Genomic DNA, 11,634 nt, shown 5'->3' with positions numbered 1-11,634 from the left:
GCGCTACTTGATCTTCGCAATCAGCGCCAGAAGCTCGCGGCCTTCCTCTCCGGTCTCGGCCGCAAAGCCTTCTTCAAAGGCCGGCTGCATCGCTGCACGGAAAGCCTCGTTCTCTTCGCTGGTGGCGATGTGAACGGTCACGCCCTTCTCCTCCAGCTGCTTCGGCGCATCGGCGGAAGCTTTCTCCGAGGCTTCGATTGCCCAGATGGCAGCCTTCTTGCCCGCTTCGTCAATCGCCGCCTTCTGGGTTTCAGACAGGCCGTCATACCAGGAGGGCGTCACATAGCCGTGGAGATAGGCCGCGAGAACCGGAACCACCGTCATGTGGTCCTGCACCTCGTAGTAGCGGCGCGAATAGGCGGCTGCGACATCGGTGACGGCGGCGTCGATCACGCCGGTTGCCAGCGCCTGATAGACCTCACTGCCCGGCAGCGACACGGTTGAAGCACCCATGGCGGTCAAGCCACGGTCGAATGCGGGCCCAAGGCCACGCATCTTGATGCCCTTGAAGTCGTCCGGCTTGGTCAGTGCCTTGCCCTTGGACGTGAAGACGCTGACATTGGTCTGGAACATCCATGCGATGTTCTTCACGCCCTTGTCGAGGAGCTTGCCTTCAAGATAGGCCGCAGCCTCCGAGTCCGGCCATTTCTTCCAGGCCTCGATGGAGGACATGGTGTAGGGGCCAATCGTGACGTTCATCAGGGGCAGCGTCTTGCCCCACTGGAAGTTCAGCGAGAAGGCGCATTCAATCTCGCCCCGCGCAACGGCGAGAATGTTGTCATTCGCCTTCACGAGGCTGTCGGCACCGAAAACCTGCACGTCGATCTCGCCGTTGGACAGGGTTTCGACTTCAGCAGCCCATCTGTCGACAACTTCGGCGATGTGGTGGCCCGGCGGCAGCTGATGGCTGCAGCGCATCAGCTCTGCTGCGCTGGCAGCGCTCGTCATGGCTGTTGCTGCGAACAGCGTGGCAAGGAATGTCTTCGTCATTATGATCTCCTCCCGGTTTGACTTATTTCGTGTGGCCTTACATCGCCCCTGCTCCGGCTGCGCGCGGCAACCCTGCGCGGGCCAGCTGGCCGTAGAGCGTTTCTGAAGGCATTTCGCGCTCCAGAATCTCTCGAATCCCGATCAACTTACCAAGGTCGATGCCTGTGGCAAAGCCCTTGGATTCACACAGGAAAACGAGATCCTCAAATACGGCGTTCCCGGTCGCTCCGGGCGCAAAGGGCAGCCTCCCAGGCCCCCGAGCGATCCGTCGAGAATACGGCAGCCTGCATCGAGCGCGGCCGACGCATTGGCCATCGCCATGCCCCGCGTGTCGTGCAGATGAACGGCGATGGCGCGGTCTCCGGCAATCACGCGGGTGCGCCTCACGAGTGCGGCAACCTGGTCCGGCCCGGCAAAGCCGACCGTATCGGCCAGCCCGACGATATCGGCCCCAGCCTCGAAAAGCGCACCGGCAAGAGCCGCCACCTCCTGAGGATCAACCGCACCTGTGATCGAGCAGCCAAAGGCCATGGCGATTCCGGCATTTACCAGAGGGCGATGATGGCTCTCATCACGCAGCGCGCAAAGCCGCTTCACATGGGCAACTGCTTCGGCGCGGCTGCGGCGGGTATTGGCCTGCGAATGCGCCTCGGTCGCCGAGACGACGCACATGATTTCGTCCACGCCTGCCGCCAGCGCATCATCCGCGCCCCGGTCATTGAGAACGAGGCCAACGGCATGGGCGCCCGGCAGCGCCTTCACCGCTGCCACTACCTCCCGCACATCGGCAAACTGAGGAAAGCGGGAAGCAGGCAGGTAGGAGCCAGTCTCGAAATTGCGCACGCCTGCGGCATATTCGCTGTTGATCCATTCGATCTTGGCGGCTGTCGAGGGATAGAATTTCACGAGCTGTAGACCATCACGCAGCCCGACCTCTCGCAGCACCACCCGGTCCGCAGGATAGACATCGTGAAGCCGTGTCATGCAGCCCTCTCCTTTGCCTTGCCGCGGGCAGCGGTGATCTCTGCAACATCAAGGCCGAGTTCGGCCAGAACCTCTTCGGTATCCTGCCCTACCCGTTGCAAATCACCACCCCCTGTCAGCATCTCGCCATCCACTTCGAACGGCAGGGAAGGAGCGCGGAAACTGGAGCCGTCCGGCATGTGCGACGTCGCAAGCCCGCCGGGGCGCATCACATGGGGATCGTTATACATGTCGGCAGGCTTGGCGATCGGCGAATAGGGGATGCCCAGCGCCTCGAATTGCCTGCCGAGACTTTCCGCATCATGGGTGGCAATGGCGCTGGCAACGATGGGTATGGTCCAGCTACGGGCGGTGATCTGGTCCATGCGCGTTTGCAGGCGGGGATCGTCCAACAGCTCCTGCAAACCCAGAAGCGTGCAAAGCGTCGCCCATTGGCCTTCAGTGACGGCACCAACGAAGATCTGATTGCCGTCTGACGTGTCGAAGATGTCGTAGACCGGCCAGGAGAAATCCCGTTCCGGCATCGGCGGCGGGGATGTGCCCTCGAGTTCGAACTGCACCATGTGCTGGGCAACGAGCAGCAGGCAATTCTCGAACAGACCAATACGCAGGTTGCGGCCCTTGCCGGTTTCCTTGCGCTCCAGCAGTGCTGCCAGCACCGAAAAGGCGCCGAAAAGTCCACCCATGATGTCATTTGCCGAAGACCCGACCCGCAGCGGGCGGCCCGAAGGCCCTGTCATATAGGCAAGGCCCGTCATCATCTGGACAACCTCGTCCAGCGCCGTGCGGTCCTGATAGGGGCCGCGCAGGAACCCCTTGTGCGAGGCAACGATCAGCCTGGGAAATTCGCGCCGCAGCGTTTCGCCGTCAGCGCCCATTTTTGCCAGCGACTGGTCGCGGAAATTCTCAATGAAGACGTCGGCTGTGGCCAGAAGCTTGCGGAGTGCCGCCTGCCCGCTCTCGCTGGCAAGATCAAGCTGGACCGACTTCTTGCCACGGTTGAAAAGCGGAAACATCGGGCGGCCCATGCCGGACAGATAACGGGTCTTGTCGCCCTCCGGCGGCTCGACCTTGATCACTTCGGCGCCAAGAAAGCCCAGGAACATGCCGCAGGACGGCCCCATGATCATGTGGCTCATCTCGACGATGCGGATGCCTTCGAGCGGCTTGAACGGTTCCGTCACCTGCTATTCCTCCCAGTGCCTGGCGGCAGCACGCAAGCAAGTTAGCGCTCGACTCGGAGTAGAAAAATTATAAAGTTTATAAGGCTTCATTCTAAAAATGAGAAACCATGGACACGCGCCAGCTCCGCTACTTTGAGGCAATCTTTGAAAGACGCAGCCTCACGACTGCTGCTGGCGAGCTGCGCATTGCCGTCTCGGCGCTGAGCCATCACCTCGCCAATCTTGAGACGGAACTCGGACAGAAGCTTTTCCACCGCAGGCCACGCGGGCTTGAGCCAACGGCTGCGGGCGAGCGGCTTTACGCCCATGCAAAAGCAATCCTGCGTGCCATGCAGGCCGCCGAAAGGGACATCAAGGCTTCAGGCGGCGAAGTTGCCGGTGACGTCACCATCGGCATGGCCTATTCGGCGGTCAAGGCCATCGGCGTGCCGCTTCTGCGGCGTATCCTGACAGGCTATCCCAAGCTCAACCTTTCGCTTTCCGAAAGCCTGTCAGGCACGACACTCGCGCATCTTCTGGCGGCCGATGTGGACATGGCTCTGGTCTACAATCCGCCCACAGACCCGCGGCTGAAGTCGGTTCCCGTGCTGGAGGAAAGCATGGTGCTGATCGGGCAAGAGTCCATCATTGGCGGGACAGGCCAGCCGATCGCCTTCCATGACACGCTCGGACTGCCGATGATCATTCTGCGTCAGGGCATTTCGGCACGTGCGCTGGTCGAAGACGCAACATTGCTGAAGAAGCTTGAAGGCAGTGCGCGCTTCCAGCTCAACTCGGTGCATGCGATTGGCGGGGCGCTGATTGAGGGGCTTGGCTGTGCCATCGGCACCCGGCTGTTCCTGCAGGAGCACATCGAAACTGGGGCCCTCGCCGTCCGCCCCATCATCATGCCGGAACTGTCGCGTACACTGCATCTGTGCCAGATGGCAGACCGCCCGTCTTCCTATGCGCTGGAAGCGGTGCAGCGGCTCGTCATCGAGCTGGTGCATCAGGCCATCGACAGCGGCCTGTGGCAGGCCCGCAAGGTTGAGCAGGCCTGACCTTTTTCTACATCATGCCTTTGCCTTGAGGGCCTTCAGCCGGTAAAGCGCCTCCAGCGCCTCACGCGGGGTGAGGTCATCAGGATTGATTTCACCGAGCGCCTCCAGCACCGGATCAGCCTTGGCCGCAGGCGTTGTGGCAGCGGCCTTGGTGGTCTGGACGACGGCGGCAAAAAGCGGCAGCTCGTCGATCAGGGTTTCCGCCGGGGAGCGGCGGTCCTTTTCCTCAAGCTGGGAGAGAACGGACTTTGCCCGCTCCACCACCGCCGCCGGAAGGCCCGCAAGCTTGGCCACCTGAATGCCGTAGGACCGGTCTGCCGCACCGGGAATGATCTCGTGCAGGAAGACCACGTCGCCGTTCCATTCCTTCACGGAGACGGTGGCATTGGTCAGTCTCGGCAGGCGCTGGGCCAACGCGGTCAGCTCGTGATAGTGGGTGGCAAAGAGCGCACGGGAGCGGTTCACCTCGTGCAGATGCTCGATGGCCGCCCAGGCGATGGACAGGCCGTCGAAAGTGGCCGTGCCGCGCCCGATCTCGTCCAGAATGACCAGCGCCCGCTCGCCCGCCTGATTGAGGATGGCCGCCGTTTCCACCATCTCCACCATGAAGGTGGAGCGGCCGCGTGCCAGATCATCCGCCGCGCCGACGCGGGAGAACAGCCGGTCCACCACGCCCAGATGAGCGCTGGCGGCAGGCACGAAGCTGCCCATCTGCGCTAGAACCGAAATCAGCGCATTCTGCCGCAGGAACGTGGACTTACCGGCCATGTTGGGACCGGTGATCAGCCAGATCTGGCCCGAAGCTTCCTTACCCTGCGGCCCGAGGTTGCTGTCATTGGCCACGAAGGTGTCACCGCCGCCGCGCCTCAGCGCCTGTTCCACCACCGGATGGCGGCCGCCTTCAATGGCAAAGGCAAGGCTCATGTCCACCAGCGGGCGGCAGTAATTCTCGTCCTGCGCCAGTTTCGACAGGGCAGCTGCCACATCGATCACGGCCAGCGCACGGGCTGCCGCCTTCACCGGCTCGCTATCCGCCACAAGCTGCGCTGCAAGCCGGTCGAAGATCTCTAGCTCGATGGCCAGCGCCCGTTCGCCCGCGCTGGCAATGCGCGATTCCAGATCGGCCAGTTCCGTCGTGGTGAAGCGCATGGCGCCCGCCATGGTCTGGCGGTGGATGAAACGCGCCGGGTCTGCCGACAGCTTGTCCGACTGCCCTGCCGGCACTTCGATGAACCAGCCCAGCACGTTGTTGTGCTTGATTTTGAGCGAGCGCAGGCCCAGCTCTTCGGAATACTCCGCCTGAAGCCGGGCGATTACCTTGCGCGATGCATCGCGCAGATCACGCAGCTCATCCAGATTGGCATCGTAACCGGCCGCTACGAAGCCGCCATCGCGTTTGAGCAGCGGCGGTTCGGGATCGAGCGCGCGGGTTAGCTCGGCGCCCAGATCGTGGGGCGCGGCGGCGAGATCGCGCCAGGCCCCGGCAAGTTCCGGCGGCAGATCTTCCGCGCTCTTCATCTGCGTCAGAATGCGTGCCGTTGCCTCAAGCCCTTGCGCGATGGCCAGAAGGTCACGCGGACCGCCGCGCTGCATGGCAATGCGGGACAGGGCACGGGCCAGATCGGGTGCGGCTTTCAGATCCGCTCTCAGGCTGTCACGCAGGATCTCGTTGTCGAGGAAGAAGCCGACAGAGTCCTGCCGCGTGGCGATCTCCGCTGGATCGGTGAGCGGCCCGGCAAGGCGGCTGGCGAGCAGACGTGCGCCTGCGCCCGTGACCGTGCGGTCGATGGACGACAGGAGGCTGCCCTGCCGCTCACCGGAGAGGGTGCGTGTCAGCTCAAGATTGGCACGGGTCGCCGGGTCGATCAGCATGCGCCCGCGTGCCGCCTCACGGGTGGGCGGGTCCAGCGGCGGGCGCTCGCCCAGCTGGGTCTTCTCCACATAGGCGAGAATGCCGGCTGCTGCGGTCAGCTCGGCGCGGGAGAAATTGCCGAAGCCATCCAGCGTCTTCACCCGGAAGTAATTCGCCAGCCGGTCAGCCGCCGTTGCACCATCAAAGAAGGCACGGGGCACGGGCGAGATGGCCGAACCCTGCCCTTCCACCAGATGGCGGATTTCGGTCTCCTGCAGAAGATTGTCCGGCAGCACGATTTCACGCGGGTCGATCTGCGCCAGATCCGCCGAAAGCCGCTGAAGGTCCGTCTCGGCCACCTGAAAGCTTCCGGTGGACATGTCGATCCAGGCAAGCCCAAAGACGCCATCGGCGGTGTCCGCTCCGGCGCGCAGCCTCGTCAGCGCCAGCAGGAAATTGTTGCTGCCCGCATTCAGCAGCCGCTCTTCAGTCAGCGTGCCGGGTGTGACAAGGCGGATCACGTCGCGCCGCACGACGGATTTGGAGCCGCGCTTCTTCGCTTCCGCCGGATCTTCCATCTGCTCGCAGACGGCAACCCGGTGGCCAAGGCCTATCAGTTTCTGCAGGTAATCATCCGCTGCATGCACCGGCACGCCGCACATGGGGATGTCCTCGCCCAGATGCTTGCCGCGTTTGGTCAGCGTAATGCCCAGCGCCTGCGAGGCGATCTCGGCATCCTCGAAGAACAGCTCGTAGAAATCGCCCATGCGATAGAACAGCAGGCTGTCCGGATTGGCAGCCTTGATCTCGATGAACTGCGCCATCATCGGCGTTACGCGGCCATCGCTCGCGCCGGATGCGGGATCGTTCGGGGCGGGGGTGTAGGGGCTCTGATCGGTCGGCATGTGCGGACCCTAGCAAAGCCCTCCGCAGCTTTCACAGCTCCTGTGTCCAAAGGTGCCTTGAGGCGGTAATTTTCCGGGGATAAGGTCTTGGTCCAGATAAGAGAAGCGAAGGCTTCGAAGCACGAGGGAAGGACCGGCCAGACCATGTCGTCATCAGGCAAGAAGGGCAAGACAGGCGTCAGCTTTACAGACCAGGAGGCCCTGCTGTTCCATCAGGAAGGCAAGCCCGGCAAACTCGAAATCAATCCGACCAAGCCGATGGCGACGCAGCGCGACCTGTCGCTGGCCTATTCTCCCGGTGTGGCGGTGCCCGTGCGGGCCATCGCGGAAGATCCCTCGCGGGCCTATGACTACACGACGCGCGGCAATCTGGTGGCGGTCATCTCCAACGGAACAGCCATTCTCGGCCTCGGCAATCTCGGAGCGCTCGCGTCCAAGCCGGTGATGGAAGGCAAGGCGGTGCTGTTCAAGCGCTTTGCCGATGTGGATTCCATCGACCTTGAGGTCGATACGGAAGATGCAGACCAGTTCATCAATGCGGTGCGCTATCTCGGCCCCTCCTTCGGCGGCATCAACCTTGAGGACATCAAGGCGCCCGAGTGCTTCATCATCGAGCAGCGCCTGCGCGAGCTGATGGACATTCCCGTCTTCCACGACGATCAGCACGGCACCGCCATTATCGCCGCCGCCGGCCTCATCAATTCGCTGCATCTGACAGGCCGCGATCTCAAGTCGGTGCGCATCGTTTGCAACGGCGCAGGCGCGGCCGGTATTGCCTGTATCGAACTCGTCAAGGCGCTGGGCGTGCCGCATGAGAATGTCATCCTGTGCGACACCAAGGGCGTCATCTATCAGGGCCGCACCGATGGCATGAACCAGTGGAAGTCCGCCCACGCGGTGAAGACTGACGCCCGTACGCTCTACGAAGCACTGAAGGGCGCGGACGTGTTCCTCGGCGTGTCAGTGAAGGGCGCCCTGACAGAAGACATGGTACGCGCCATGGCCCCGAACCCGATCATCTTCGCCATGGCCAATCCGGATCCGGAAATCACGCCGGAAGAGGTCGCCGCCATCCGCGACGACGCCATCATTGCCACGGGCCGGTCGGATTATCCCAACCAGGTCAACAACGTGCTCGGTTTCCCCTATATCTTCCGCGGCGCGCTGGATGTGCGGGCGACAACCATCAATGACGCCATGAAGGTGGCCTGTGCGCAGGCGCTCGCAGCCCTTGCCCGCGAGGAAGTGCCGGATGAAGTGGCCGCCGCCTACCGGGGCAGCCGTCCGAAATTCGGCCCGGACTACATCATCCCCGTGCCGTTTGATCCGCGTCTCATCTCCACCATTCCGCCCGCCGTGGCGCAGGCAGCGATGGACACGGGCGTTGCCCGCCGCCCGATCATCGACATGGACCAGTACAGGCACCAGCTTTCCGCCCGCCGCGATCCGGTGGCCGGAACGCTGCAGCGCATCTTCTCCAAGGTGCGTCAGGCGCCCAAGCGCGTGGTCTTTGCCGAGGGCGAGGAAGAGCCAATGATCCGCGCCGCCGTCAGCTTCGTGAACCAGGGGCTGGGTGAAGCCATCCTGATTGGCCGCGAGGATGAAATCCGGGAAGCTGCCGCTGGTGCAGGTGTTGATCTCGCCCGTGCGGGCATCAGCATCCAGAATGCCCGCAATTCCACCCGCAACTCCGACTACGCGCAGTATCTTTACACCCGGCTGCAGCGGAAGGGCTATCTGCTGCGCGACTGCCAGCGCATGGTCAACAACGACCGCAACTACTGGGGCGCCATCATGGTGGCGCGGGGCGATGCGGATGCCATGGTCACCGGCATCACCCGCAACTATTCCGTCGCGCTCGACACCATGCGCCAGTGCATCGACACCAAGCCCGGCCACCGGGTGATCGGCGTGTCCGTGGCGCTTGCGCGCGGGCGCACCGTGCTCATCGCCGACACCACGGTGCATGACATGCCCAATGCGGAAGAGCTGGCGGACATTGCCGAGGAAGCTGCCCATGTCGCCCGCCGGCTTGGCTACGAGCCGCGTGTTGCCATGCTCGCCTATTCCACCTTCGGCCACCCGAAGGGTGAGCGTGCCGAGCGTGTGCAGGAAGCAGTCCGCATCCTCGACCGCCGCCGCGCCGACTTCGAGTATGACGGCGAAATGGCCGCGGACGTTGCGCTTAACATGGACAAGATGGCGGCCTATCCCTTCTGCCGCCTGACCGGCCCGGCCAACGTGCTCGTCATGCCGGCCTTCCACTCGGCTTCCATCGCCACCAAGATGCTGCAGGAACTGGGCGGCTCCACCGTTATCGGCCCGCTGCTCGTCGGTTTCGACAAGCCGGTGCAGATCGTCCCCATGGGCGCCAAGGACAGCGACATCGTCAACATGGCCGCGATTGCCGCTTACAATGTGACGTAAGAGGGTCGGCAGGATTTGTTAAAGCAAAACCCCCGGCAGGAAGGTCCTGCCGGGGGGTATTGATTTGCTGCCAATGATCAGCCGTGGCGGACCTGGCGGACGAAGCTCGAAACCTGGTCCTTCAGGTTCTCGGCCTGGCCGACAAGTTCGCTTGAGGTTTGTAGCACGGTCCGGGAGGCTTCACCCGTACGCTGGGTGGCTTCGGCTATGGAATGGACGTGGTTCGCCACCTCGTCTGTGCCCTTGGCTGCCTCATGCACATTGCGAGAGATGTCATCCGTTGCCATCCCCTGCTGTCCCATCGCTTCCGAGATGCTGGCGGAATACTCACTCATTTCGTCGATGATGTTGCGGATGGAGGCAAGCGCTGCGACCGTACCTGTTGTCGCTTCCTGAATGGCTGCCACCTGTTCGCCGATCTCATCAGTCGCCTTGGTCGTCTGTGTGGCCAGAGACTTCACTTCTGTTGCCACCACGGCAAAGCCCTTGCCGGCTTCTCCGGCACGGGCGGCCTCGATCGTGGCATTGAGGGCGAGAAGGTTGGTCTGCGAAGCGATCGCCTGAATGAGATTGACCACTTCTCCAACCTTGGCGGCGGCCGATTCCAGCTCCCGGATGCGGCTGTCAGAGCGGTTGGCCTCGTCCACTGCCTTGCGCGCGATCTCGGACGAAGCAATTGCCTTGTTGGCGATTTCATTGATCGATGCGCTCATTTCCTCCGATGCGGCCGCAACCGTGCGCACGCTGCCAGCCGCCTGTTCCGTGGCTGAGGCAATCGTTGTGGTGCGTTCGGTAGCACCGGCGGCAAGTTCATTCATCGACTGTGCCGACTGACGCATGTCTTGCGCCGACCGGGCAACGGTCTCAACAATGCCACCCACGGCAGACTCGAAATCCTGCGCAAGCCTTGCCATGGTCTCGCGGCGCTCTTCGGCTTCGCGTTCCACCCGCTCGCGCTGGGCTTCTGCATCTGCGATGGCGCGCTCCCTCAGATTGTCACGGAAGTTTATGACGGCCTGACCAATGGTTCCGATCTCATCACGGCGTGCAGCCTCCGGAACTTCGGCATTGTGGTCACCCGCAGCCATCCGGTTGAGAACACTTCCCAAATGCTGGAGCGGCCGGCCGGCAAGAAATGTAATCAGGACGTAAAGCAACAGGATTGCAGAACCGATGGCTGCGACCGACACGATGATCATCGTGCGCCTGTTTTCAGCGGTTGTCGCATTCAGCACATCAAGGGGCACTTCGATGACCATGGCCCACAGGTCTTCACTCGCGCCTGCCTTGACGGGTATGGCCAGATAGCGCCAGGTCCGCCCGTCTGTTCCAGCGGTATCCAGGATGGCCTGATTTCCGTCCTTGATGGCTTGCGCGGCGGCTCTGGCTGTACCCGGATCGATATCCGCCAGCGGTTTGCCCAAAGCATCCGGGTTGGGATGACTGACCGCCAGCCCTCCGGCAGACACGAGAGCCACATACCCGGCATCGAAAGGCTTGACCTGATTCAGTTCCGCGCTGAGCTGGCTGAGATCCACATCAACGCCCGCTATACCTGTAAAACTGCCATTGATCAGGATCGGCCGGACGAACGAGGTGATGAGAACCTCCTTGCCGCCCACCGGATAGATATAAGGCTCGATGGCAACACTGCGGCGGAGTTTCTTCGGCAGCTGATAGTAGTCTCCGGGCCCTGGATTGTCATAGTCCACCAGCGCCTCGCGCACCGGCGTGCCACTACCCCGATGCCAGTAGGAAATGAACCGTCCGCTGGCGTCCGAGCCATCCGTATTGGCGAAGTCCTTGTCCTTGCCGTCCAGTTCATTGGGCTCATAAGCTGTATAAGTGCCCAGAACTTCCTTGTTCAGTTCCAGCACGGAGCGGAGCATGGCGTCCTGCACCGTGCGGTCTGTCTGCCCGGTTGATTTGAGCGCAAGAGCTGCCGCTTCGATGTTCTGAGCAATTCGTGCTGTGAGATCGAGCTGCTTCGTAACGGATTCAGCCTGAGCTGCAGCCATGTTCTCCAGAATGGCTTCATTTTGTTTGTCGAGAGCATCTGCACTTTGACGCATCATGATGAGGGAGCCCGCACCGAAGACGATGGCCAGACCCAGAGCGCCAGATATTGCTATTTTTAGCGATAAGGAGCGTGAAAGCATAAGTGACCTGGTACTGATGTTATTATTTTTAAGTACACATCCACATGAATTACCAATCAATTAACAAATATACGCTCGAAATGTAGTGCTCAA

The 11,634-nt window shown here is 62.2% G+C and carries 6 protein-coding genes and 1 pseudogene; 2 read left to right on the top strand and 5 right to left on the bottom strand.

Annotated features, from left to right (window positions below; all coding sequences use genetic code 11):
• Positions 1–3: 3 nt before the first annotated feature.
• The 3 genes and pseudogenes from dctP to ACQB61_RS19165 form a co-directional block, all read right to left on the bottom strand.
• Positions 4–990, bottom strand: a complete 987-nt coding sequence (dctP, locus tag ACQB61_RS19175; protein ID WP_430513915.1) for a TRAP transporter substrate-binding protein DctP — start codon at positions 988–990, stop codon at positions 4–6.
• Positions 991–1,027: 37 nt separating this feature from the next.
• A pseudogene (locus ACQB61_RS19170) lies at positions 1,028–1,974 on the bottom strand (hydroxymethylglutaryl-CoA lyase).
• Complete coding sequence (locus tag ACQB61_RS19165; RefSeq protein ID WP_430513914.1) at positions 1,971–3,158, bottom strand: CaiB/BaiF CoA transferase family protein; 1,188 nt, start codon at positions 3,156–3,158, stop codon at positions 1,971–1,973. The pseudogene ACQB61_RS19170 and the gene ACQB61_RS19165 overlap by 4 nt, the downstream one beginning before the upstream one ends.
• Positions 3,159–3,265: 107 nt before the next feature.
• Here ACQB61_RS19165 and ACQB61_RS19160 point away from each other — a divergent pair, with 107 nt between their 5' ends.
• Entirely contained in the window at positions 3,266–4,198 is a 933-nt protein-coding gene (locus ACQB61_RS19160; RefSeq protein WP_430513913.1) for a LysR family transcriptional regulator, read from the top strand.
• 12 nt (positions 4,199–4,210) lie between these two features.
• Here the strand turns inward: ACQB61_RS19160 and mutS are convergent, their stop codons facing one another.
• The gene (mutS, locus tag ACQB61_RS19155) at positions 4,211–6,955 is read right to left on the bottom strand and encodes a DNA mismatch repair protein MutS (protein WP_430513912.1); all 2,745 of its coding nucleotides are present in this window, start codon (positions 6,953–6,955) and stop codon (positions 4,211–4,213) included.
• A 144-nt stretch (positions 6,956–7,099) separates the two neighbouring features.
• On the opposite strand from mutS, the gene ACQB61_RS19150 reads away from it, so the two are divergent.
• A complete protein-coding gene (locus tag ACQB61_RS19150) occupies positions 7,100–9,382 on the top strand; it encodes an NADP-dependent malic enzyme (protein ID WP_430513911.1) in 2,283 nt (760 codons plus the stop codon).
• Between the two features lie 77 nt (positions 9,383–9,459).
• Here the strand turns inward: ACQB61_RS19150 and ACQB61_RS19145 are convergent, their stop codons facing one another.
• Positions 9,460–11,454, bottom strand: a complete 1,995-nt coding sequence (locus ACQB61_RS19145; RefSeq protein ID WP_430514421.1) for a methyl-accepting chemotaxis protein — start codon at positions 11,452–11,454, stop codon at positions 9,460–9,462.
• Positions 11,455–11,634: the final 180 nt, after the last annotated feature.

Source organism: Pannonibacter phragmitetus, assembly GCF_050510895.1.
GTDB lineage: Bacteria > Pseudomonadota > Alphaproteobacteria > Rhizobiales > Stappiaceae > Pannonibacter > Pannonibacter phragmitetus_B.
The sequence above is the reverse complement of the archived record's forward strand: the minus strand, read 5'-3'. Positions and strand labels throughout refer to the sequence as shown.

Excerpts from the sequence above, each read along its gene's own strand:
- ACQB61_RS19145 (WP_430514421.1), bottom strand. The coding sequence starts at position 11,454 with ATGCGTCAAAGTGCAGATGCTCTCGACAAACAAAATGAAGCCATTCTG.
- dctP (WP_430513915.1), bottom strand. The coding sequence starts at position 990 with ATGACGAAGACATTCCTTGCCACGCTGTTCGCAGCAACAGCCATGACG.
- ACQB61_RS19150 (WP_430513911.1), top strand. The coding sequence starts at position 7,100 with ATGTCGTCATCAGGCAAGAAGGGCAAGACAGGCGTCAGCTTTACAGAC.
- mutS (WP_430513912.1), bottom strand. The coding sequence starts at position 6,955 with ATGCCGACCGATCAGAGCCCCTACACCCCCGCCCCGAACGATCCCGCA.
- ACQB61_RS19160 (WP_430513913.1), top strand. The coding sequence starts at position 3,266 with ATGGACACGCGCCAGCTCCGCTACTTTGAGGCAATCTTTGAAAGACGC.